This window comes from Paraburkholderia unamae (assembly GCF_003268775.1).
GTDB lineage: Bacteria > Pseudomonadota > Gammaproteobacteria > Burkholderiales > Burkholderiaceae > Paraburkholderia > Paraburkholderia unamae.
The window spans coordinates 61605-83612 of the sequence record NZ_QLSU01000012.1; the positions used below are offsets into that span (position 1 = coordinate 61605).

Sequence of the window (22008 nt, forward strand, 5' to 3'; positions counted from 1 at the left end):
GGCGCTCAGCCTTCAGCACTCAGCCCGCCGCCCGCGCGCCCCATTGCGCGCGCTGCGCCCACTCGCGCAACGCTTCGCCAACGCGCGAGGCGAAACCGTACGATCCCGCGGCTCGCGGCTGCGCCACCGCACCGCTCGTTGCGGCCGTCGCGCCGCCCAGCGCCAGCATGAAGCGCGCGCCCTCGTGGCCCGCGCTCACGTGCACGCGCACGCCGGCCATCAGGTCGATCGACTCACCGGCGCGCAGCCAGTAGTCGCCGGCGTCGCCCGCGATAGTGAGCCACAGTTCGCCCGCGCTCACGTGCAATTGCATTGCCTGCGCGAGCCGCCACGTCTCGACGGGCTCGCCGTGTTCCAGTTCGAAGATTCGGATTTCGCGCATTGCCGTGCTCCTTGCAGACCGGCCGCCGACAGGACTCGGGCGGCCCCCGGAGCGCACGCTTCAGAGCGGCTGGATACGGCTTGAAGCGGCTTGAAGCGCCTTCCCGGTAGGAGCATTATTGCGGTCAGTGAGGTACGATCCCATGCACAGTTCCGAACAGTTCGCACGGAACTGTGCAGCCAAAAAACCGGACAGTCGTACCGCAACCACCCGGGCGCCGCCTGAAACGAAGCCCAAGCGAACGCCAGCGAGCCCCAGATGAAACTCGAACTCGACCGCGCGAGCGACGTGCCGCTCACCGACCAGATCGTCACCGGCGTCCAGACCTGGATCCGCTCGCGCGCCGCGCATCCCGGCGCGCGCCTGCCGTCGATCCGCCAGTTCGCGGCCGACTACGCCATCAGCCGCTTTCCCGTGATCGAAGCGTACGACCGGCTGGTCTCGCTCGGCTTTCTCGACTCGCGGCACGGCTCGGGCTTCTACGTGAGCGAACACGCGCGCCTCGGGCTCTCCGGCATGGGCACCTGCGACCTCTCGAACGCCGCCGACGAATCGGGCCATCTGCTCAGCCAGTTCGAGCGGCCCGACGAAACGCTGCAACTCGACAGCGGCTCGATCCCGCAGGCATGGCGCGACGTCGACGCACTCGGCCAGGCGATCCGCCACGTCTCGCGCACCGACCCCGCGAGCCTCGTCGACTACGGCACGCCCACCGGCGACGCCACCTTGCGCGAGCATCTGCGCAACCGGCTCGCGCCGCTCGGCATCGTCGCCGACGCGAAGCAGATCCTCATCACCGAAGGCGCGAGCGAGGGCCTCGACCTGCTGATGCGCTACATGCTCAAGCCCGGCGACACGGTGTTCGTCGAGGACCCCGGCTACTACAACCTGTACGGCCTGCTCAAGCTGCACGGCGTGCGCCTCGTGGGCATCCGCCGCACGGCGGGCGGGCCCGACATCGAGCATCTGCACGCCATGCTCGCCGAGCACCGCCCGCGCGCGTTCTTCGTCAACACCGTCTTCCACAACCCGACCGGCTCGACGATCTCGCCGCCGGTCGCGTTCCGGCTGCTGCAACTCGCGCGCGAGCACCACTTCACGATCGTCGAGGACGATATCTACGCCGACTTCCAGGCCGATCCCACCGACCGGCTCGCGGCGCTCGACCAGTTCGAGCATGTCGTGTACGTGGGCGGCCTGTCGAAGACGCTCTCTTCGTCGCTGCGCGTGGGCTACGTGGTGGCCAACACCGCGATCGTGCGCGACCTTGCCGCCATCAAGGCGCTCACGACGATCAGCGGCTCGCGCTTCGCGCAGGCCGTGGCCGCCACGCTGCTGGAGCGCGGCGCGTATCGCAAGTACCTCGAACGGTTGCGCCGGCGCGTGGCCGAGGCGCAGGGCACGGCCGCGCGCACGCTCGAAGCGCACGGCTGGGAGCTGTTCGGCGGCCCGGCCGCCGCAGCAGTCCCGGCGGCGCGCGGCTACGCGCAACCGGGCGGCAAGTTCGTCTGGGCGCGCGTGCCGCATATCGAGGATTCGGCGCGTCTCGCGGTGTGCGGCGAGCCGCTCGGCGTGGCCGTTTCGCCGGGAAGCCACTTCCGCCCGCACGGCGAGGCGAGCCCATGGATCCGCATCAACGTGGCGCTCACACTCGATCCGCGCGCCCAGGCGTTTTTCGCGGCGGCGGCGCGGCTCGAGGCGTAAGGGCGCAGCGATTGTGAAGGCCGAGTCTTGAGGGCCGGAGCACGGCCCCCTATCAGCGCGCGCGCGCCGTTTTCCCTACAATGGCGCTTGCCTGCGCGCCCACTCCTCGCCCATGTCCGAATCCACCGCTGCGTCCAGCACCGCTCCGTCTCCCCGCTCGTTGTCCGTGATGCTGTGGCTCGTCGCCACCGGCTTTTTCATGCAGACGCTCGATTCGACCATCGTCAACACGGCGCTGCCCGCCATGGCGACGAGTCTGGGCGAATTACCGTTGCGCATGCAATCAGTCGTGATCGCGTATTCGCTCACGATGGCGGTGATGATTCCGGTGTCGGGGTGGCTAGCCGACAAGCTCGGCACGCGGCGCGTGTTTCTCGGCGCGATTTTCGTGTTCGCGCTCGGCTCGCTGCTGTGCGCGAGCTCGCATACGCTCAACCAGCTCGTGCTCTCGCGCATCGCGCAGGGCGTGGGCGGCGCGATGCTGCTGCCGGTCGGGCGTCTTGCTGTGCTGCGCACGTTTCCCGCCGAGCGCTATCTGCCCGCGCTCTCGTTCGTGGCGATTCCGGGCCTGATCGGCCCGCTCATCGGCCCGACGCTGGGCGGCTGGCTCGTGCAGATCGCCTCGTGGCACTGGATCTTTCTCATCAACGTGCCGGTGGGCGTGGTGGGCTGCATCGCCACCTTCATCTTCATGCCCGACAGCCGCAACCCCGAGACGCCGCGCTTCGACCTGCCGGGCTATCTGCTGCTCGTGATCGGCATGGTGGCGATTTCGTTCGCGCTCGACGGGCACTCCGAACTCGGCATCCAGCACGCCACCGTGCTCGTGCTGCTGATCCTCTCGCTCGCCGCCTTCGTCGCCTACGGGCTGCACGCGGTGCGCACGCCGCAGCCGATCTTCTCGCTCGATCTCTTCAAGATCCACACCTTCAGCGTGGGCCTGCTCGGCAACCTGTTCGCGCGCATCGGCAGCGGCGCCATGCCCTATCTGATCCCGTTGCTGCTCCAGGTCGCGCTCGGCTACACGGCGTTCGAAGCGGGCCTCATGATGCTGCCCACGGCCGCCGCGGGCATGTTCTCGAAGCGGCTCGTGACGTACCTCATCATGCGCTACGGCTATCGCAGCGTGCTGGTCTCGAACACCGTGCTGGTGGGCCTCATGATGGCGAGCTTCGCGCTTTCGACGCCCGCCGAACCGCTGTGGCTGCGCATCGTGCAACTCGCGCTGTTCGGCGCCGTGAACTCGATGCAGTTCACGGCGATGAACACGCTCACGCTCAAGGACCTCGGCACGGGCGGCGCGAGCAGCGGCAACAGCCTGTTCTCGCTCGTGCAGATGCTCTCGATGAGCCTCGGCGTGACGGTGGCGGGCGCGCTCCTCACCACCTTCACGGGGCTCATCAGCCACAAGACGGGCGAGAGCGTGATTCCGGCCTTCCACGCGACGTTCATTTGCGTGGGCATCATCACGGCGGGCTCGTCGTGGATCTTCGGCCAACTCTCGTCGGACGTGCGCCGCACCGCGAAAAAGACCGATCCGTCCGAGCGCACCTGAGGATAGCTGAGGGCACCTGAAGGCCCGCGAGAGCGCGCGCCGTGGCCGGCGCGCACCGCGAAGGTGCAGCGCGCGCACCATCGCAGAAGCCTGTGCGCAATTGCCAAACAATCGCGAATAAGCACGGGCGCCCGTGCACGGGCCATTCCCACGGGGCCAGGGACTCGCATACTTTTTGCTGTCCTATCCTGTAAACTTGACGCTCACGCGTCCAGCCCTCCACGCTCCCCGCGCGCCATCGACACGAAATGACCAGCATGATCGACCTCGATCCCCCCGGCTACCAGTCGCGCCCCATCGCGGGCGTGGAAGGCGCCCGCCGCACGGTGCTATACGGCGGCTACACCGTCTTCAGCGTGTTTCAGCCCGTGTTCTCGGTCGCGCACCGGCGCGCGATCGGCTATCACGCCTCGCTGCGCGCGCACGACGAGCACGGGCAGCAGGCCCCGTCGCAGGAGGTGTTCACGCAGGCGGCGCGGCGCGGCGATCTGCTCGAACTCGGCCGTCTCGCGGAGTCGCTGCATCTGGGCAACTTCAACGCGTTCGATTCGCATGACGAATGGCTCTTCCTGAGCCTGCATCCGGCCGCCCTCATGGACACGAGCTACGGCGACGCCCTGCTCGCCGGCCTCAAGGCGCTCGGTCTGCAACCGCAGCGCGTGGTGCTCGAAGTGTCGGAGCAGGCCGGGGGCGAGAATTCGCGCTTTGCCGAGATCATCGACGGGCTGCGCAAGGCGGGCTTCGTGATCGCGCTGGACGGCTTCGGCGCGAAGCATTCGAACATCGACCGCGTGTGGCAACTGCGGCCCGACATCGTGACGCTCGACCGCAGCCTGCTCGCCCAGGCGAGCCGCCATGCGCATATCGAGCGCGTGCTGCCGGGTCTCGTTTCGATGCTGCACGAGTCGGGGCAGCTCGTGCTGGTGGGCGGGCTTTCGACCGAGCGCGACGCGCTGATCGCACTGGAAAGCAACGCCGACTTCGTGCAGGGCGCGTATTTCGCGCGGCCCGACGTCGAGCCGGTGCCGCCGGCCGTGGCCGCGCAGCTTATGGACGACCTCTCCGCGCGCCTGCGCGAGCGCGTTGCCGCGCGCGACCGCGCGCAGTCGGCGCGCCTCGCGCCCTATGTGAGCGCCATCGAAGCCGCCGCGAAGCACCTGGCCGAGGGCGTCGCCATGACCGACGCCACGCTGCCGCTGCTGGGCCTCGACGACACGGCGCGCTGCTTCCTGCTCGACGCGTCGGGTCGCCAGATCGGCGACAACGTGCTGCCCGACGGGCGCACGTCGCAACGCGCCAAGCGTTTCCGGCCGCTGCTGCATTCCCAGGGCGCGAGCTGGGAGCGCCGGCCGTATTTCATTGGTGCGATGAAGTCGCCGGGCCGCGTGCAGTTCACGCCGCCCTATCTCTCGATCAACGAGGCGCACCTGTGCGTCACCGCGTCGGTCGCCGCGCAAACGCCGCACGGCGTGCAGGTGCTTTGCGTCGACATCAACTGGGAAGCCGCCTCGCAGCGCGGCTAATGCCGGTTCAGGCCGGTTCATGCGAGCACGGGCGGTTGCGCGAGCATCGACGCGCAGCCGTGAGAACCGGACGCAACGGCGGCGACGGCGAGCGTCGAAACGCAATTCACGCCGACCGCCCCCGCCGCGAAGCGTGCGAGCAGCTTGCGCACGGCCGCGCCGCCGAACGCGCGATTGGCCGCATCGAGCGCGCCGCCGTCGTCCGTCGTGGCGACACACATGACCGGCCCGCGCCGCCCGTGCGGGCCGACGCCCACGTGCAGCCATGCCGCCAGTTCCCCATCCTCCCCGACGATCGCCACGCCCGGCTCGCCTTCCAGCGCGAGCGCCTCGGCGTGCAGCACGCGCACGGCGCTCGCTTCGTGCATGACGTGGGCACCGTGCGCCCCGGCAGCGCTTGCCGCGACCAGCGCCGTTGCGGTCACGCCCAGCAGATCCATCAGGCCGGCGCGGTCCTGCGCAAGGAGCACGTCGCGTAGACGCTCCACCGTGCGCACATGCTGCGCCTTGTCCGCGGGCGCCGCGCGCGGTGCGGCCGCGCGAGCGAGCCGTACACGAGCGCGCCGCACGATCTGGCGGCAATGTGTGTTGGTGCAACCGGTGAGCGCGGCGATCTGCGCATAGTCGCAGTCGAAGGCCTCGCGCAGCACGAACACGGCCTGTTCGAGCGGCGCGAGCCTTTCCAGCAGGAGCAGCAGTCCGTCCGAAAGGCGCGCGGCGCGCAAGCCGGCCTCCTCGGCGGAGGGCGCCGCGTCGTCGAGCCACGCGAGTTCGCGCTCGCCCGCGCTCTCGCGGCGCAGGCGCCGCAGCCGGTCGATCGCAAGCCGCACCGTCACCGTGGCAAGCCACGCCTGCGGCGTGCGTACGGCCTGTGCGTCGGCGTCGCGCCAGCGGAACCACGCGTCCTGCACGACGTCCTCGGCCTCCGCGCGGCTGCCCAGCACGCGCACGGCCAGCGCCAGCAGACGTGCGCGCGCCGCGTCGAACGCAGCGGCGCGACGCGCGTCGCCCCATCTTTCGTCCTGCGGCCCGGCTTCGCCATTCATTGGGGTCGCGGCCTCAATATGCCCTGCGGCCTCCAGCCTCGTTTCGTCGATTGCCTGCGTCATTCGCTTCGCTCCTTGGCCTTGCGTGTTCGCCCGATCCCCTCAAGACGTTCGGCAACGGGCCGACGTGACAGCGGCGCACAAAAATATTGGCGTCACGCGGCGAGCGCGCCGGGCGTCTTGAAGGCGAGCCGCTTCTTGCGCCGCTCACACCGCTCACGCCAACCGAAAACCGCGAGGACACTCATGCATCCCTTTGCACCGCATCATGCAGCATTGCCGCCGAACGCGCTCAATCTCGTTCCGACCGTCATCGAAACATCCGGACGCGGCGAGCGCGCCTACGACATCTACTCGCGCCTGCTGCGCGAGCGCATCGTGTTTCTCGTCGGACCGGTGACCGAGCAGAGCGCGAGCCTCGTGGTCGCCCAGTTGCTCTTTCTCGAAGCCGAAAATCCGGAAAAGGACATCAGCCTCTATATCAACTCGCCGGGCGGCTCGGTCTACGACGGCATGGCCGTCCACGACACGATGCAGTTCGTCAAACCCGATGTCTCGACGCTATGCACCGGTTTCGCCGCCAGCATGGGCTCATTTTTGCTCGCCGCGGGTGCGCAGGGAAAACGCTTCGCACTGCCAAACGCACGCATCATGATCCATCAGCCATCGGGCGGCGGCCAGGGCACCGCCGCCGACGTCGAACTCCAGGCGCGCGAGATTCTCTACCAGCGCGAGCGGCTGAACGCGATGCTCGCGGCGCACACCGGCCGCGCCATCGAGCAGATCGCCCACGACAGCGATCGCGACAATTTCATGTCGGCGCAGGAGGCGACGGAGTATGGCCTGATCGATCGCGTGCTGAACTCGCGCGCGGAATCGCTACCGCGCTAATGCGCAGCGCCCGGCCGCCTGGCCACCAGACCGCCGCAAGCCACGCTTCAGGCGAGCCGCACGGCGAGCCACGCCGCCAGCACGCCCTTGTATTCGGCCACGAGCAGTTTGCGCTCCTTGGGCTTCGCCGCGGCGTATAGCGGATTGAGGCTCTTGATGACCTGAAGCATGACCTCGGCCACGCGGTACGCTTCATCAGACGAAAGCGCGGGCTGATAGCGCAGGAAAACCGCTGTGAAACGCTGGCGCAGGAGGTTGCGCACGGCGGCGTCGCGCTTGAAGCCCAGCGGCACGGAAAGCAGCGGCAGATACGCGGGATAGTCGTGCATCAGATCGACCATCAGGTCGAACAGGCGCTCGACGAGTTGCGGCAGCGGCAGCCTGGCCGGATCGTCGTGCGCCGCGAGGAGCGCGCTCCAGCGCGCATCCATCTCGTCGCCGTAGCGCTTGCGCAGCGCGAAGGCCAGCGCCTCCTTGTTCGGAAAGTACTGGTACGCCGCGCCCACCGAAACGCCCGCCTGCTGCGCGATCTGCGTCATGGTCGCCACGTCGAAGCCGCGCTCGGCGAACGCCTCGCCCGCGGCTTCGAGCAGCGCGTCCACGGTGCGCGCCGCGCGTTCCTGGCGCGGCACGCGCCGTGCGTTTTCGGTTTGCGCTTCCTTGCGCGCGAGCGGGTCTGCCGCCATATCTGAAGCCTCCCTCACGTTTCGTGTATGATATGTGAAGCCATCCTCACATATAGGTGAATCATGACGCAAGCACTTTCTCTGAACCCGCGCACCACCGCGCTCGTGATGATCGACCTCCAGCACGGCATCGTGAGCCGCCCGGTCGCGCCCCATAGCGGCGCACAGGTGGTCGCGAACGCCAGGCCGCTCGCCGACGCGCTGCGCGCCAAGGGCGGCGCCGTCGTCTGGGTGCGCGTGCTCCTGAACGACATTCTCGCCCTGCCCGCCGACGCGCCCACGCGCACGCCCGACGCGCCGCCCGCCCCCGCCGAGGCCTCCGAACTCGTGCCCGAAATCGGCGCGCAGCCCGGTGACGTGATCGTCTCGAAGCGCCAATGGGGCGCGTTCTACGGCACCGACCTCGAGCAGCAACTGCGCCGCCGCGGCATCGACACGATCGTGATCGGCGGCATCGCCACGAACTTCGGCGTTGAATCCACGGCGCGCCAGGCGTTCGATCTGGGCTTCAAGCTCGTATTCGTCGAAGACGCCACGTCGGGCCTGAACGAAGAGATGCATCGCTTTTCGTTTGAGAAGCTGTTCCGCCATATGGGCCACGTGCGCTCGACGCAGGAAACGATCGCGGCGCTCGCATAAGTCTCTTTCGCTGGCGTAAAACAAAAAAGCCCTCGATTCGCATCGGGGGCTTTTTGCTTGCGCCACATGAATCGTGGCGCAGGGAACGGGCTTCGAATTTACGCGAAGTTTTGCGCTGCGAAGTCCCAGTTCACGATGTTCCAGAACGCTTCGACGAACTTCGGACGTGCGTTGCGGTAGTCGATGTAGTAAGCGTGTTCCCACACGTCGATCGTGAGGAGCGCCTTGGCGTCGGTCGTGAGCGGCGTGGCGGCGTTGCTGGTCGACACGATGTCGAGCGAGCCGTCAGCCTTCTTCACGAGCCACGTCCAGCCCGAGCCGAAGTTGCCGACTGCGGCCTTCGTGAAGGCTTCCTTGAACGCGTCGTAGGAACCCCACTTGGCGTTGATCGCGTCGCCGAGCGCGCCCGACGGTGCGCCGCCGCCTTGCGGCGAGAGGCTGTTCCAGAAGAACGTGTGATTCCAGATCTGGGCTGCGTTGTTGAACACGCCACCCGACGACTTCTTGACGATTTCTTCGAGCGAGAGCTTCTCGAACTCGGTGCCCGGAATCAGGTTGTTCAGATTCGTGACGTAAGCCTGGTGGTGCTTGCCGTAGTGGAACTCGAGCGTCTCTTCCGACATGTTCGGAGCGAGGGCGTTCTTCGCGAACGGCAGCGGCGGGAGCGTAAATGACATGATGCGGTTCCTTCGTCGTGTTATGGGGAGTTCTGCGTGAAGTTCTACATGGTGACCGGCATAGAGCACTCGATTGTAGGCGAGTTGGAATAACCCCGCAAACACGCGGCCTTTATGCCGGAGATGGTTTGCGCGGGGCTTTTGCGCAGGTTCGGCCACGCCGTTTTATACCGCTTTTGCTGACCGATGGCGCCGTACCGCACCGGCTGCGCGCCGCGCGCTGTTCGATGCTGCGACGCTCGAACAGCGCTTTCGATGCAAGCTGATCCTGGCCGGTGGCGTACATACCAATCCGCACGCGTACACACACAAGCGCACACAAGCACGCGCAAGCGGCTGCAATCTCGTTGCAATATCCGCGCAACCGGTGTGCAACCTTCCTGCAACGAGACTGCAACAATCGCCCGCCGCCACGGCTTTTCGTCGTGGCGGCGCCGTGGTGCGATCACGCGTTCAGGCACTTGCGCCGGTGCCCTCCCTGCGCAGCAATCAGCGCGCCTGGCACCCGGTTCAGAAACCGTCGGCAAGACGCGGCTGAACATCGGCGAGCGCGACGTCGGCGCTGCCCTGCGCGAGATGCACGGTGAGCCGCTTGCCGGGCTTGAGCGTGGCGGGCGAGCGCACGGCCGCGCCGTTCTGCGCATCAAGCAGCGCCGCGTATCCGCGCTCAAAGGTGCGCTGCGGGCTCAGCACTTCGAGGCGCGCCGTCAGTTCCGAAACGCGCGCCGCCTCGCGCTCGCGCTGCCGCGCGAAGGCGCCGTCCAGGCGCCGGCCGAGCGACTCCACCTGGGTGCGCTGCGCGGCGGCGTCGGGCCGCGCGCGCTGCCAGCGCATTTGCATGACGTTCAGGCGCGCACGGGCTTCGGCGCTCGTACGCGAGCCGGCCGAAGCGAGCCGTATCGCCAGTTGGCGCAGGTGCGTACGCTGTTGCGCGAGCCGCTCGGCAGGCGAAACGAGCCGGCGCGCCAGCCAGTCGAGTTGCTGCGCGCGCCGCTCGAGCAGGCGGCCGAAGTCGCGCGCGAGGGCGGCGTGCCACTGGTCGAGGTCGCGCAGCAGCAGCGCGCGCTGCGGGCTCACGAGTTCGGCCGCGCCCGTGGGCGTGGGTGCGCGCACGTCGGCGGCAAAGTCGGCGATGGTGAAATCGGTTTCGTGCCCCACGCCGCTCACCACGGGAATCGCGCTCGCCGCGATCGCGCGTGCCAGCGCCTCGTCGTTGAACGACCAGAGATCCTCGATCGAGCCGCCGCCCCGGCACAGCACGAGCACGTCCACCTCGTTGCGCGCGTTCGCGGTTTCGAGCATCGCCGTGAGCTTTTCGGCCGAGCCCGCGCCCTGCACCGGCGCCGGATAGACGATCACCGGCAGGTGCGGTGCGCGGCGGCACAATGTCGTGAGCACGTCGCGCAGCGCGGCCGCCTGCATCGACGTAATCACGCCGATGGCGCGCGGGTGCGAAGGCAGCGCGCGCTTGCGCTCGGGGTCGAAGAGCCCTTCGGCCTCGAGTTGCGCCTTCAGGCGCAGGAAGGCTTCGTAAAGCCGGCCCTGGCCGGTGCGCCGCACGGCTTCGACGTTCAGTTGCAGTTCGCCGCGCGGCTCGTACATCGTGACGAGCGCGCGCACTTCGATACGATCGCCTTCGCGCGGCGTGAATTCGGCGTACTGCGCGCGGCCGCGGAACATCACGCAACGAATCTGCGCCTGGCCGTCCTTGATCGAAAAATACCAGTGGCCGCTCGCGGCGCGCGTGAAGTTCGAAACCTCGCCGGAGATCCATGCAAGCGGAAAGGTGCGCTCGAGCATCGAGGCGATCGCCCGGTTGAGCGCCGAAACCGGCACGACGACGTCGCCCGAGGCAGCGGAGGAAGCGGAAAATCGGTCGGATAGCATGCGAAAGGGGATGTGGATAAGCGTCGGCCGGACAGACGATAGACCGTTCGGGGGGCGGCAGTCCAGCACGAATGCGTCCCGGCCGGCAAGCCCGACGAAGTGTCCACATTGGGTGCGTCATGCGACACGATGACCGGCGACGCCTCGCAAACGCTGACAACTCCATACATCCGATTGATTTATATAGGTTTTTTATCTTTATAACATTCTTACAGACCGATGGAATGGCCGAGCAATGGGCCTTCCAGCCTTCGCGATGTCCACTTCTCCACAAAGTTGTCCACAGGCGGTGAATTTTCCGACGTTTCGCGGGGCTTACACCTTCCCGACAGTTACGCGCGGACAGGCAACTTGCCGCGTGGCGCCGACCCGCGCTAGAGTGCCGGGTTCACGACCGACTGCGCCATGCCACACGGCATGCGAAGCCGTCCCGCTTGCGGGCGCGCCTGGTCGCCGTCTTTGCCTCGCGCCCACTTCGAACCGGAGAACCGCCTCGATGCCCGCCCAGCCCGTCAGCCTCCTGCATCCCGCGTCCGGCGCTTCGCGCGTGGGCGACGGCCGCCGCGCGGTTCGCCAAGGCGTTTGCCACGCCGCAGTTAACCACGCTGTCAGCCCCGCAGTTAACCCATGAGCGGCCCCGTCTCCAGCCTCAAGGAACGCCTCGAAGCGCAATTCGCGCACGCGTGGCAGCGGCGCGGCGCGCTCGCCTGGGCGCTCACGCCGCTCGCCGCCGTGTTCGCCGCCGTGAGCGGCGCGCGCCGCGCCGCCTTCGCGGCCGGCTGGCTCAAGCGCGTGCGAGTGGGCGTGCCCGTGGTGGTGGTCGGCAACGTGACCGTGGGCGGCACGGGCAAGACGCCCACCGTGATCGCGCTCGTCGAGGCGCTGCGCGCGGCGGGCTTCTCGCCCGGCGTGGTCTCGCGCGGCTACGGCGCGAAAATCGATCGCCCCACGCCGGTGACGCCCGACACGCCCGCCCGTCTTTCGGGCGACGAACCCTTGCTGATCGCCCGGCGCACGGGCGTGCCCGTGTGGGTGTCGCCCGACCGCGTCGCGGCGGCCACGGCGCTGTGCGGCGCGCATCGCGACATCGACGTGATCGTGAGCGACGACGGCCTGCAACACTATCGCCTCGCGCGCGACGTCGAGATCGTGGTGTTCGATCATCGTCTGGGCGGCAACGGCTTCCTGCTGCCCGCGGGACCACTGCGCGAGCCGCTCTCGCGCCGGCGCGACGCCACGCTCGTCAACAACCCGTTCGAGCGCACGCTGCCGGCCTGGCCCAATACGTTCGCGCTCAAGCTCGAACCCGGCGACGCCTGGCACCTCGCCAATCCGGCGCTGCGCCGCCCGCTCGCGCAGTTCGCCGCTGACGCGGCCACGCCGGGGCAAGGCGCCCGGATAACGTCGGACAAGCCGGCCAAGCCGGGCTCTCAGGCCGCGCCGCGCATCGTGGCGGCAGCCGGCATCGGCTCGCCGGAGCGCTTTTTCGCGACACTGCGCGCGGCCGGGCTCGCGCCGCAAACCATGCCGCTGCCCGATCATTACGCCTATGCGACCAACCCGTTCGCCGACGTCACTGCCGACGCGATCCTGGTCACCGAAAAGGATGCAGTAAAATTGGGGGCCTGGAACGACGCGCGCATCTGGGTCGTCCCCGTTGAAGCCGCGCTCGATCATCGCCTCATTACCCTGGTTGTGGAGAAACTCCGTGGACGCTCGTCTGCTTGAAATCCTGGTCTGCCCGATCTGCAAGGGCCCGCTCAGCTACGACCGCGCCGCGCAAGAGCTGATCTGCCATGCGGACAAGCTCGCTTACCCGATCCGTGACGGCATTCCGGTCATGCTCGTCGACGAAGCGCGTCAAACCGTGGAAGGCACGCCGGTCGATCCGGCCGGGCCGGGCGCCGCGTAAAGAGGCGCACCAGGCCTCCGGGCCCGCTCGCCCCTTGGCCCTCCGGCCCGCGGCCATGCGGGCCGCGCCGTCGGCATCGTGTCACCACGGCGCGCCGCACACGCCCGAGTCCTTCCGGCCTGGCCGTTCCGGCACGCCTTCGCTTCCCCAATCCGCTTCCCGCCCTTGCCGAGACTGGCCATGACCGCTCCCCTGCACCCCTTTATCGCCGTCGTCCCGGCGCGTCTCGCGTCCACCCGGCTGCCCAACAAACCGCTCGCCGACATCGGCGGCAAGCCCATGGTGGTACGCGTGGCCGAACGCGCGCGCGCTTCGGGCGCGCAGCAGGTGCTGATCGCCTCGGACTCGCAAAGCGTGCTCGACGCCGCCCGCGCGCACGGCTTCGAAGCGGTGCTCACGCGCGAGGATCACCCCTCGGGCACCGACCGCCTCGCGGAAGTCGCCGAGCACTTCGGCTGGAGCGACGAGACGATCGTGGTCAACGTGCAGGGCGACGAGCCGCTGATCGACCCCGCGCTCGTGTGCGACGTTGCGTCGCACCTCGCCACGCATGCCGATTGCGCGATCGCCACGGCCGCGCACCCCATCACCGCCCCCGACGAAATCTTCAGCCCGAACGTCGTGAAGGTCGTGCTCGATGCACGAGGCGTGGCGCTTTATTTCTCGCGTGCCCCCATTCCCTGGGCACGCGACGCATGGCAGCCGCACTGGTCGCCGGCCCGCCTCGATCTCGGCGCAATGCCCGCCCCGCCTGCCCCCGCGACGGTTTACCGCCATATCGGCCTCTATGCCTACCGTGCGAAATTCCTGCGCAGCTATCCCACGCTCGCGCACTCGCCGATCGAGCAGGTCGAGGCGCTCGAACAGCTCCGCGCGATGTGGCACGGCGAGCGCATCGCGGTGCTCGTCACGCAGGAGGCACCCGCTCCGGGCGTCGACACCCCCGCCGACCTCGCCCGTGTGCAGGCGTTATACCGGCCTTAATTCCGTCCGTGGCGCAAAAATCCCATGGCATAATCAATTGTTTGCGCGAGCCGTCTAAAGCCTTTGTGCGTCGGGGTTTCCCCGCTTTTCGGCGCCGCCCCGCAGCGCCGCCGCGTGCCCAGGCACCGTGCGACAAGCCGCGCGGGACGTGTTGCCGCCCACCGAATGCGTGGGACCGCCGCGCCGCAAGAATTCACACAGATCGGAGATTGTTGACATGCGTTTGATCCTGTTGGGCGCCCCCGGTGCGGGCAAGGGAACCCAGGCAAACTTCATCAAGGAGAAGTTCGGCATCCCGCAAATCTCGACGGGCGACATGCTGCGCGCGGCCGTCAAGGCAGGCACGCCGCTGGGACTCGAAGCGAAGCGCTTCATGGACGCGGGCGAGCTCGTGACCGACGAGCTCATCATCAATCTCGTGAAGGAACGCCTTCAGGAGCCGGACTGCAAGAACGGCTACCTGTTCGACGGCTTCCCGCGCACGCTGCCGCAAGCCGAAGCGATGAAGCAGGCGGGCGTCGCGATCGACTACGTGCTGGAGATCGACGTGCCGTTCGACGAGATCATCACGCGCATGAGCGGTCGCCGCATGCACCCGGCTTCGGGCCGCACCTACCACGTCAAGTTCAATCCTCCGAAAGAGGACATGAAGGACGACGTGACGGGCGAGCCGCTCGTCCAGCGCGACGACGACAAGGAAGAAACGGTGCGCAAGCGTCTGGACGTGTACGTCGCCCAGACCAAGCCGCTCATCGCCTACTACAGCGACTGGGCGAAGCGCGGCGAGGAAAACGGCCTGAAGGCGCCGCAGTATCGCGCCATCGCGGGTCTGGGCAGCGTCGACGAAATTCGCGAGCGCGCGTTCGAAGCGCTCAAGTAAGCCGCTTTAAAGGCCGCTTTAAAGACTGATTCGAAGCCGGCTTCGGCTTCCTTGCTGGTTTGCCTGCGGGCCGGCTGGCGCCGCACTCCCGATTGCCTCGGGGCGCGACGCCGGCCGGCCCGCTTTGTTTTTGGTAGGTCTCGCGTGGGCTTGCTCCTGCGCCAGGCACGAGCACAACGAAAGGAGACAAGACATGCAGATCCGCGACAACGTATTCCTCATCACCGGCGGCGCGTCGGGCCTCGGCGCGGCCAGCGCCCGCCTCATCGCGGCGCAGGGCGGCAAGGTCGTCATCGCCGACCTCAACGAGGACGCCGGCAACGCGCTCGCCGGTGAGCTGGGCGGCGTGTTCGTGAAGTGCAACGTGGCGAGCGAGGAAGACGGCGCGCGCGCCGTGGCCGCGGCAACCGCGCTCGGCACGCTGCGCGGCCTCGTGAACTGCGCGGGCATCGCGCCCGCCGTGAAGACCGTGGGCAAGGACGGCCCGCACCCGCTCGACACGTTCTCGAAGACCATCTCGGTCAACCTCATCGGCACTTTCAACATGATCCGCCTCGCGGCGGCCGCCATTGCCCAGACCGCGCCCGCCGAGGGCGGCGAGCGCGGCGTGATCGTCAACACGGCTTCGGTGGCGGCGTACGACGGCCAGATCGGCCAGGCGGCCTATGCAGCATCGAAGGGCGGCGTCGTCGCCATGACGCTGCCGATCGCGCGCGACCTCTCGCGCAGCGGTATCCGTGTGATGACGATCGCGCCCGGCCTCTTCGAAACGCCGATGCTGCTCGGCATGCCCAAGGACGTGCAGGACGCGCTCGGCGCGATGGTGCCGTTCCCCCCGCGCCTCGGCAAGCCGGACGAGTACGCGATGCTCGTCAAGCAGATCGTCGAGAATCCGATGCTCAATGGCGAGGTGATTCGCCTGGACGGCGCGATCCGCATGCAGCCGAAGTAACGCGGCGCCCTGCCCCGCGCAAAACAAAAAAGCCCGCGACGTCTATCGCGGGCTTTTGCATTTTGGCGTCCAGGGCTCGTCCGGTCGCGCCTTCAGTCGTTATCGAGCGTGCGCTGGCGTAGCTCGTGCAACTGCGATTCGACGACGGTCGCGTCTTCGGCCTCGGGGCGCTCGTCGAGATAGTGTTCGAGGTCTTCGAGCGCCGGGCGCAGATAGTCGAGGCGCGCATACGCGAAGCCGCGGTCGCGCACTTCCTCGATACTCTCCGGCAGCAGGATCACGAGCCGCTGCTGGATGGCGAGCAGGCGTTGCCAGCGCTCGGTCTGGAGATACACGGCCTTCAGGTTGCGCAGCATGCGCGCGACGATCTCGCGCCGCGTGGCGGGTTCGAGCAGCATGCGCAGCGCGCGCGCCACCGAGTCGCCCGCGTTGGCCACGAACGGTTCGAGCATCTCCACCATGTCGGACTCGGTGAGCGTGCGGCCCGTGGTGGGGTCGAGCATTTCGTCGCCTTCGGGCAGCGTCACGCGCAGCAGGAAATGTCCCGGAAACGACACGCCCTTCACCGGCAATCCAAGCTGCCCCGCCACCTCCAGATACAGCACCGCCAGCGAAATGGGGATGCCGCGGCGGCGCTTGAGCACGACGTTCAGATGGCTGTTATCGGGATCGAGAAAATCGTTGAGATTGGCGGCGAAGCCCATCTCGCGAAAGAAGCAGCGGTTGAGCACGCCGACCTGCTGACGCACGTCCGCGCCCTCGGGCATGCGGCGACGCACGCGCAGCGCGAGTTCGTCGATCTCGGCGAGCGTGCCCTGCATATCCAGATCCGGATACGCGTCCTGGGCAATCGCGAGTGCCGCTTCGGTGAGCGGCAGGCTCTCGTCATCGGCAACGAGCGCGCTGAAATAATCCAGAACCCGCGTAGACATCGTGCTCACTTCGTCCGCCTCTTGAAGTACGCGTATTTGAAACCCATGAGCCACAGCATACCGAAATATAGCGCCGCGAACAGGACGAGACACGCGCCGAGCAGCGCAATGCGCGCGAGCGGTTCGTGACGCAGCGCGATCCAGTCGTAGCTGATCGCACACCAGTGCATGGCCCCTGCGAGCACGAGGCATGCCCCGAGCAATTGCACGAAGAACGTCGTCCAGCCCGACGACGGCATGTAGATGCCGCGGCGGCGCAGCCCGATGAAGAGCAGCAGCGCGTTGATGCAGGCGCCCAGGCCGACCGAGAGCGTCAGGCCCGCGTGCGAGAAGATCGGCACGAAGAAGTAGTTGCTGATCTGCGTGGCGATGAGCACACCCACGCCGATCTTCACCGGCGTCTTGATGTCCTGGCGCGCGTAGAAACCCGGCGCCAGGATCTTGATGAGAATGAGGCCGATGAGCCCCACGCCGTACGCCGCGAGCGCGCGGCCCGTCATGACGACGGAGGTTGCGTCGAACTTGCCGTAGTGAAACAGCGTGGCCGTGAGCGGCTCGGCGAAGAAGAACAGCGCGACGGCCGAAGGCGCGGCGAGCAGGAAGGTCACGCGCAGACCCCAGTCGAGCAGCGCGGAATACTCGTGCGGATCGGCGTCCACGTGCGCTTTCGAGAGACTCGGCAGCAGGATCGTGCCGAGCGCCACGCCGAGCAGCGCCGTAGGGAACTCCATCAGGCGGTCGGCGTAGTTGATCCACGACACTGCGCCCGGCCCGAGACGCGAAGCGATATTGGTGTTGATGATGAGGCTGATCTGCGCGACCGAGACGGCGAACATGGCCGGCACCATCTTCGCGAGCACACGCTTCACGCCCTTGTGCGCAAGCGCCTTGAGCGGGTTCAGGCCGATGCGCGGCATCATGTCGATGCGCTTCAAGCCCGGCAACTGCACGAGGAATTGCAGCACGCCGCCCACGATCACGGCCCATGCGAGCGCGTAGACCGGCTGCTTCATGTGCGGCGCGAACGCCACGGCCGCCGTGATGAACGAAACGTTGAGCAGCACCGGCGCGAACGCGGGCAGCGAGAACTGCTTGTACGTGTTGAGCACGCCGGACGCGAGCGACGTCAGCGAGATGAACACGATGTAGGGGAACATGATGCGCGTCATCGTGACGGCGAGCGGGAACGCCTGGCCGTCGCTCTTCAAGCCCGAAGCGACCACGATCACGACGAACGACGCGCCGAAGATGCCGAGCAGCGACAGGGCCGCGAGCACCCAGGCGAGCACGGTCGAGGTCGCGTCGACGAGCGCGCGCGTGGCGTCGTGGCCCTTCTGGTTCTTGAACTCCGCGAGAATCGGCACGAACGCCTGCGAAAAGGCGCCTTCCGCCGAGATGCGGCGCAGCAGGTTGGGAATGCGAAACGCGACGTAGAAAGCGTCGGTGTACTGACTCGCGCCAAATGCGCGGGCAATCAGCGTTTCTCGGGCCAGACCGGTCACGCGCGACAGCAGCGTGAAGCCGCTGACTGTCAGCAGGGCTCGGAATAGATTCATGGGGCGCTTATTATACGGGCGCCGTCCGGTCCGTCGCGCATGCGCGGCCCGAAGGCCTGCGCCGCGAGGAGGCAACGGCAAAGGGCGCTGATTGTGACCGCGTCGCGTTAAAGGCGTTCACCTCTGACAGCCCTTGACGTCGCAAATACGTCACGATTGTCACCTCGACGATTCTCTTGCTATAATCGTCGATTCGAGTTCTCTCGCTCATTGCGAGTATGACCCGAAACGCGCCTTGGAAAGGGAGCGGGAAGCATCCGGAGATTTCGGGCCAGCTTCTTCGCTTTGGCACAAAAGGCGCGGCCGGCAAGCCGGCAAATACCGTTTTGCGCTTTCAGGCAACACTGCCGAAAGAGCAAATCCAGGCAAAGAGCGTTGTCCGGCACGACCACAGGTCGGCGGGTCCGCGCTCCGCAATCACAAGGAATCGAAATGGCAAACTCCGCACAAGCACGCAAGCGCGCTCGTCAAGCCGTCAAGGCAAACGCACACAACTCGGCACTGCGCTCGAAGTTCCGCACCGCCATCAAGGCTGTTCGCAAGGCGATCGACGCCGGCGACAAGGCAAAGGCTGCTGAAGTTCTGAAGGCATCGGCCAAGACGCTCGACATCATCTCGGACAAGAAGATCGTCCACAAGAACAAGGCCGCTCGCCACAAGAGCCGCCTGGCTGCTGCCGTCAAGGCAATGCAAGCCGCGCAGTAAAGAGATTCAGGCTGCCCGTCACCACGGGCACGACTTCTCCTGCGTCACAAGAAAAACCCGCTTCGGCGGGTTTTTTGTTGCCTCGACGTTTCGCACCGCCCGTCTCCGGACCGACGCAGACCAGCGCAGACCAGCGCGAACGAAACGGACAACGGAAGAAAGCGGACGTAAAAAAACCCGCCGAAGCGGGTCGTTCGCGCCGCGAGGCTCAGCGAGAGCCGCCGCGCTGCGTTGCGTGGTCCTCGGGCAGCTCGCACGCCTCGGTCACGACGAGATCGTTGTCCTTGGCGAAGTTCAGCACGAAGTTGAAGGCCATCGGCTCGATGTCCTTCAGGCGCGAGTCCAGCACCACGACCTTGAGGTCGCCGATCATCGTGGGACGCACATAGAGCGAATAGCGCAGGTAGGCGTTCGGGCCGCGAGCATTGGCCGACGCTTTCGGGCCGAAGCTCGACATCACGCCCGCGAGACGCTCCGACCAGTCACTCGGTCGAAACTTCTTCCCCGAGCTGGTGATGCCTTGAATGAAGTATTCGGTTGGAGCGTCGTCGGCCATGCAGGAGTACCTGTGTGTATAGCTGCTGGGTGCGTTTGCAGCATGTAACGGCGGCACGAGCGCTGCGCCCGCGCTTGTACCGCGGGATGCCGGCCACGGGGGTTCGCCCGCCGCCATGCGCATGGACAGTCCGATGGATGGGGAACGGCTGCCCGCGCACCCCGCCCGGCCGCACAGTCTCGAAAATCGCCGCCGCTGCCTTTGGCAAAGCAATCGATACCAAACGATCGATGCAGAGCAATCGCCGCAAAGGGATGGGCAGGTCGATTCCGGACGCGCTGCCGCTCAGCGCACAGGCCGCTCCCGCGGGCTTTTCTGCCGTTGCTGCGAGGCGTTGCCACCTTGCCGCCGCATACGTCCAGGACCCGTTTGTCGTGCCTAAGAAATCCCTGAGATTATAGCGTACCGGCCGTTATGACGCAGCGCACACAAGGCATCTGAAAGGCTAAAGTCGGGCCGCGCCGACGCCCCTCGAACCGGGATGCGGCGCGCGCCGCCGTGCCTCGCCAAACTTTCGGGCAACTCGTCAAACTGCGCAAAATCCTTTATGCTGCTTTGACTTACCACCAACCGCAGCGGCGTCGCCGGCCCCAGCATGCAGTTCGAGGCCGGATCGGGCGCCGTTTTTCGTTTCATGACCTCCCGGACCATACGCCATTACCTTCAGTTCAAGGATTTCTCCCTTGACGAATATGAATATGTGCTGGAGCGCGCGCGCATCCTGAAGCGCAAGTTCAAGAACTACGAGACCTATCACCCGCTGCACGACCGCACGCTGGCGATGATCTTCGAGAAGAGCTCCACGCGCACGCGCCTCTCGTTCGAAGCCGGCATCTTCCAGCTGGGCGGCCACGCCGTGTTCATGAACACGCGCGACACGCAGCTCGGCCGCGGCGAACCGATCGAGGATTCGGCGCAGGTGATCTCGCGCATGGTCGACATCATCATGATCCGCACGTTCGGCCAGGACATCCTCGAGCGTTTTGCCGAAAGCTCGCGCGTGCCGGTCATCAACGGCCTCACGAACGAATATCACCCTTGCCAGGTGCTGGCCGACATCTTCACGTACTACGAGCATCGCGGGCCGATTCGCGGCAAGACCGTCGCGTGGGTTGGCGACGCCAACAACATGCTCTACACGTGGATCGAAGCCGCGCATATCCTCGGCTTCAAGCTGCGCATCTCCACGCCGCCGGGCTACCCGCTCGACCCCGCGCTGGTCGCGCCGGAAAGCCAGCCGTTCTACGAAGTGTTCGCGGACCCGCACGACGCCTGCGACGGCGCTGACCTCGTCACCACGGACGTCTGGACCAGCATGGGCTTCGAAGCCGAAAACGAAGCGCGCAAGCAGGCCTTCGCCGACTGGTGCGTGGACGCGCCGATGATGGCCCGCGCCAACGCCGACGCGCTCTTCATGCACTGCCTGCCCGCGCACCGCGGCGAGGAAGTGAGCGCCGAAGTGATCGACGGCCCGCAGAGCGTGGTGTGGGACGAGGCGGAAAACCGCCTGCACGTGCAGAAGGCGCTCATGGAGTTCCTGCTGCTCGGCCGCCTGAACCACTAAGGCCAGCGCACGCTGCCTTGCAAAAAAGCCGACCCTCGGGTCGGCTTTTTTTCGTCCGCGCTCGCGACGGTCGTCAGACCGTTTCGCCAAGACGCCGCGCGAGAGCCTTCAAAAGCGGCGCGACGCGCTCGCGGAACACCTCGGGCCCCATCGACGAAGCCGGCCCGCTGCAACTGAGCACGAGCCAGCGCCGCTCGCGCGGCTCGCGAAATGGCACCGCCACGGCGTTGACGTCTTCGTGCCAGTCGCGAAACGAGTAGCAGCACCCTTCCTTGCCGAACACTTCGATCTCGCGCTTCGCGGCTTCGACCAGCGCCGGCCCTTGCGCGCCCGCCGCCTTCTCCAGTTCGGCGAACAGCGCGAGGCGCACGTCGATGGGCTGCACGGCCAGGTACGCACGCCCCATCGAACTCGTCAGCATCGAGAGGCGCGAACCCGAAGCGAGACCGAGCGTAAGCGCCGTCTCGCTGCGGATCGTCTCCAGATAAATCACGTCGAGGCCGTCGCGGCACCCGAGCGACACCGCCGCCCCCACCTCGCGCGCGAACTCGCGCATGTGCGGGCGCGCGAGTTCGAGCGTGTCGGTACCCGAGAGCAGCGCGAAGCCCAGTGACAGCACACCCGCGTCGAGCGCATATTTGCCGAGCGATTCGTCGAAACGCAGGTAGCCGAGCACGGTGAGCGTGTAGGCGAGCCGGTTCACGGTCGCCTTGGGCAAGCCCGTGCGCTCGACGAAGTCGCGGTTGCCGAGCAGCGTCTCGCCGGGCCGGAACGCCCGCAGCAGGTCGAGCCCGCGAGCAAGCGCCACGACGAACTTGCGTTCGTCGATCGGACCCTCGGCCAGCGAGGAAGAAAACGATGAAGTTGTCGTCGATCCGGATGCAGACATGGGTGCGCTAGTGCTACACTAAAGTCAATTTGCAAAACATTGTTCCGCATAGCGGAACTAACGTCAAGCGCAAATTCGCCCAATTCAA

General features: G+C 67.0%; 21 protein-coding genes. 12 read left to right on the top strand and 9 right to left on the bottom strand.

Annotation, left to right across the window (positions count from 1 at the left end):
• Positions 1-19: 19 nt before the first annotated feature.
• Positions 20-382, bottom strand: a complete 363-nt coding sequence (locus C7401_RS20570; protein WP_112173241.1) for a DUF2917 domain-containing protein — start codon at positions 380-382, stop codon at positions 20-22.
• 258 nt (positions 383-640) lie between these two features.
• On the opposite strand from C7401_RS20570, the gene C7401_RS20575 reads away from it, so the two are divergent.
• From C7401_RS20575 to C7401_RS20585, 3 genes are all read left to right on the top strand, one after another.
• Complete coding sequence (locus C7401_RS20575) at positions 641-2086, top strand: aminotransferase-like domain-containing protein (RefSeq protein WP_112173242.1); 1446 nt, start codon at positions 641-643, stop codon at positions 2084-2086.
• A gap of 112 nt (positions 2087-2198) precedes the next feature.
• On the top strand, positions 2199-3641 hold the full coding sequence (gene mdtD, locus C7401_RS20580) for a multidrug transporter subunit MdtD (RefSeq protein WP_112173243.1): 1443 nt from the start codon (positions 2199-2201) through the stop codon (positions 3639-3641).
• A 248-nt stretch (positions 3642-3889) separates the two neighbouring features.
• Positions 3890-5164: an EAL domain-containing protein gene (locus C7401_RS20585; RefSeq protein ID WP_112173244.1), complete on the top strand. Its 1275-nt coding sequence runs from the start codon at positions 3890-3892 to the stop codon at positions 5162-5164.
• Positions 5165-5181: 17 nt separating this feature from the next.
• Here the strand turns inward: C7401_RS20585 and C7401_RS20590 are convergent, their stop codons facing one another.
• On the bottom strand, positions 5182-6273 hold the full coding sequence (locus C7401_RS20590) for a sigma-70 family RNA polymerase sigma factor (protein WP_258397172.1): 1092 nt from the start codon (positions 6271-6273) through the stop codon (positions 5182-5184).
• 183 nt (positions 6274-6456) lie between these two features.
• Between C7401_RS20590 and clpP the strand changes: the two genes are divergently transcribed.
• Complete coding sequence (gene clpP, locus C7401_RS20595) at positions 6457-7101, top strand: ATP-dependent Clp endopeptidase proteolytic subunit ClpP (protein WP_112173245.1); 645 nt, start codon at positions 6457-6459, stop codon at positions 7099-7101.
• A gap of 47 nt (positions 7102-7148) precedes the next feature.
• Here clpP and C7401_RS20600 read toward each other — a convergent pair whose 3' ends face one another.
• Positions 7149-7787 (bottom strand): TetR/AcrR family transcriptional regulator, encoded by a 639-nt coding sequence (locus C7401_RS20600; protein WP_112173246.1) that lies wholly within the window; start codon positions 7785-7787, stop codon positions 7149-7151.
• A 63-nt stretch (positions 7788-7850) separates the two neighbouring features.
• On the opposite strand from C7401_RS20600, the gene C7401_RS20605 reads away from it, so the two are divergent.
• Complete coding sequence (locus tag C7401_RS20605) at positions 7851-8426, top strand: isochorismatase family protein (protein WP_112173247.1); 576 nt, start codon at positions 7851-7853, stop codon at positions 8424-8426.
• A 98-nt stretch (positions 8427-8524) separates the two neighbouring features.
• On the opposite strand, the gene sodB is transcribed toward C7401_RS20605, so the two are convergent.
• A complete protein-coding gene (sodB, locus tag C7401_RS20610; RefSeq protein ID WP_112173248.1) occupies positions 8525-9103 on the bottom strand; it encodes a superoxide dismutase [Fe] in 579 nt (192 codons plus the stop codon).
• Positions 9104-9613: 510 nt separating this feature from the next.
• A complete protein-coding gene (gene xseA / locus C7401_RS20615) occupies positions 9614-10990 on the bottom strand; it encodes an exodeoxyribonuclease VII large subunit (RefSeq protein ID WP_112173249.1) in 1377 nt (458 codons plus the stop codon).
• 627 nt (positions 10991-11617) lie between these two features.
• Between xseA and lpxK the strand changes: the two genes are divergently transcribed.
• The 5 genes from lpxK (at position 11618) to C7401_RS20640 (ending at position 15718) form a co-directional block, all read left to right on the top strand.
• Positions 11618-12718, top strand: coding sequence for a tetraacyldisaccharide 4'-kinase (lpxK, locus tag C7401_RS20620; protein ID WP_112173250.1), 1101 nt, complete (start codon positions 11618-11620; stop codon positions 12716-12718).
• Positions 12699-12902, top strand: coding sequence for a Trm112 family protein (locus tag C7401_RS20625; protein ID WP_112173251.1), 204 nt, complete (start codon positions 12699-12701; stop codon positions 12900-12902). Before lpxK ends, C7401_RS20625 begins: the two co-directional genes overlap by 20 nt.
• A 180-nt stretch (positions 12903-13082) precedes the next feature.
• Positions 13083-13886 carry a 3-deoxy-manno-octulosonate cytidylyltransferase gene (kdsB, locus tag C7401_RS20630; protein ID WP_112173252.1) on the top strand — a complete coding sequence of 268 codons (804 nt, stop codon included), beginning with the start codon at positions 13083-13085 and terminating at the stop codon, positions 13884-13886.
• A gap of 217 nt (positions 13887-14103) precedes the next feature.
• Positions 14104-14766 (top strand): adenylate kinase, encoded by a 663-nt coding sequence (gene adk, locus C7401_RS20635; RefSeq protein ID WP_112173253.1) that lies wholly within the window; start codon positions 14104-14106, stop codon positions 14764-14766.
• A gap of 193 nt (positions 14767-14959) precedes the next feature.
• Positions 14960-15718 (top strand): SDR family NAD(P)-dependent oxidoreductase, encoded by a 759-nt coding sequence (locus C7401_RS20640; RefSeq protein ID WP_112173254.1) that lies wholly within the window; start codon positions 14960-14962, stop codon positions 15716-15718.
• A 92-nt stretch (positions 15719-15810) separates the two neighbouring features.
• Here C7401_RS20640 and C7401_RS20645 read toward each other — a convergent pair whose 3' ends face one another.
• Positions 15811-16650 (bottom strand): SirB1 family protein, encoded by an 840-nt coding sequence (locus C7401_RS20645; protein ID WP_112173255.1) that lies wholly within the window; start codon positions 16648-16650, stop codon positions 15811-15813.
• Positions 16651-16655: 5 nt separating this feature from the next.
• A complete protein-coding gene (gene murJ, locus C7401_RS20650; RefSeq protein ID WP_112173256.1) occupies positions 16656-18206 on the bottom strand; it encodes a murein biosynthesis integral membrane protein MurJ in 1551 nt (516 codons plus the stop codon).
• A gap of 432 nt (positions 18207-18638) precedes the next feature.
• Between murJ and rpsT the strand changes: the two genes are divergently transcribed.
• Positions 18639-18911 (top strand): 30S ribosomal protein S20, encoded by a 273-nt coding sequence (gene rpsT, locus C7401_RS20655; protein WP_112173257.1) that lies wholly within the window; start codon positions 18639-18641, stop codon positions 18909-18911.
• A gap of 208 nt (positions 18912-19119) precedes the next feature.
• Here the strand turns inward: rpsT and C7401_RS20660 are convergent, their stop codons facing one another.
• Positions 19120-19467 (bottom strand): DUF3579 domain-containing protein, encoded by a 348-nt coding sequence (locus tag C7401_RS20660; protein WP_112173258.1) that lies wholly within the window; start codon positions 19465-19467, stop codon positions 19120-19122.
• A 634-nt stretch (positions 19468-20101) separates the two neighbouring features.
• Here C7401_RS20660 and argF point away from each other — a divergent pair.
• Positions 20102-21031, top strand: coding sequence for an ornithine carbamoyltransferase (gene argF, locus C7401_RS20665; protein ID WP_112173416.1), 930 nt, complete (start codon positions 20102-20104; stop codon positions 21029-21031).
• Between the two features lie 73 nt (positions 21032-21104).
• On the opposite strand, the gene C7401_RS20670 is transcribed toward argF, so the two are convergent.
• Positions 21105-21920: an IclR family transcriptional regulator gene (locus C7401_RS20670; RefSeq protein ID WP_112173259.1), complete on the bottom strand. Its 816-nt coding sequence runs from the start codon at positions 21918-21920 to the stop codon at positions 21105-21107.
• Positions 21921-22008 lie beyond the last annotated feature (88 nt).

Excerpts from the sequence above, each read along its gene's own strand:
- C7401_RS20570 (WP_112173241.1), bottom strand. The coding sequence starts at position 382 with ATGCGCGAAATCCGAATCTTCGAACTGGAACACGGCGAGCCCGTCGAG.
- C7401_RS20575 (WP_112173242.1), top strand. The coding sequence starts at position 641 with ATGAAACTCGAACTCGACCGCGCGAGCGACGTGCCGCTCACCGACCAG.
- mdtD (WP_112173243.1), top strand. The coding sequence starts at position 2,199 with ATGTCCGAATCCACCGCTGCGTCCAGCACCGCTCCGTCTCCCCGCTCG.
- C7401_RS20585 (WP_112173244.1), top strand. The coding sequence starts at position 3,890 with ATGACCAGCATGATCGACCTCGATCCCCCCGGCTACCAGTCGCGCCCC.
- C7401_RS20590 (WP_258397172.1), bottom strand. The coding sequence starts at position 6,273 with ATGACGCAGGCAATCGACGAAACGAGGCTGGAGGCCGCAGGGCATATT.
- clpP (WP_112173245.1), top strand. The coding sequence starts at position 6,457 with ATGCATCCCTTTGCACCGCATCATGCAGCATTGCCGCCGAACGCGCTC.
- C7401_RS20600 (WP_112173246.1), bottom strand. The coding sequence starts at position 7,787 with ATGGCGGCAGACCCGCTCGCGCGCAAGGAAGCGCAAACCGAAAACGCA.
- C7401_RS20605 (WP_112173247.1), top strand. The coding sequence starts at position 7,851 with ATGACGCAAGCACTTTCTCTGAACCCGCGCACCACCGCGCTCGTGATG.
- sodB (WP_112173248.1), bottom strand. The coding sequence starts at position 9,103 with ATGTCATTTACGCTCCCGCCGCTGCCGTTCGCGAAGAACGCCCTCGCT.
- xseA (WP_112173249.1), bottom strand. The coding sequence starts at position 10,990 with ATGCTATCCGACCGATTTTCCGCTTCCTCCGCTGCCTCGGGCGACGTC.
- lpxK (WP_112173250.1), top strand. The coding sequence starts at position 11,618 with ATGAGCGGCCCCGTCTCCAGCCTCAAGGAACGCCTCGAAGCGCAATTC.
- kdsB (WP_112173252.1), top strand. The coding sequence starts at position 13,083 with ATGACCGCTCCCCTGCACCCCTTTATCGCCGTCGTCCCGGCGCGTCTC.
- adk (WP_112173253.1), top strand. The coding sequence starts at position 14,104 with ATGCGTTTGATCCTGTTGGGCGCCCCCGGTGCGGGCAAGGGAACCCAG.
- C7401_RS20640 (WP_112173254.1), top strand. The coding sequence starts at position 14,960 with ATGCAGATCCGCGACAACGTATTCCTCATCACCGGCGGCGCGTCGGGC.
- C7401_RS20645 (WP_112173255.1), bottom strand. The coding sequence starts at position 16,650 with ATGTCTACGCGGGTTCTGGATTATTTCAGCGCGCTCGTTGCCGATGAC.
- murJ (WP_112173256.1), bottom strand. The coding sequence starts at position 18,206 with ATGAATCTATTCCGAGCCCTGCTGACAGTCAGCGGCTTCACGCTGCTG.
- rpsT (WP_112173257.1), top strand. The coding sequence starts at position 18,639 with ATGGCAAACTCCGCACAAGCACGCAAGCGCGCTCGTCAAGCCGTCAAG.
- C7401_RS20660 (WP_112173258.1), bottom strand. The coding sequence starts at position 19,467 with ATGGCCGACGACGCTCCAACCGAATACTTCATTCAAGGCATCACCAGC.
- argF (WP_112173416.1), top strand. The coding sequence starts at position 20,102 with ATGACCTCCCGGACCATACGCCATTACCTTCAGTTCAAGGATTTCTCC.
- C7401_RS20670 (WP_112173259.1), bottom strand. The coding sequence starts at position 21,920 with ATGTCTGCATCCGGATCGACGACAACTTCATCGTTTTCTTCCTCGCTG.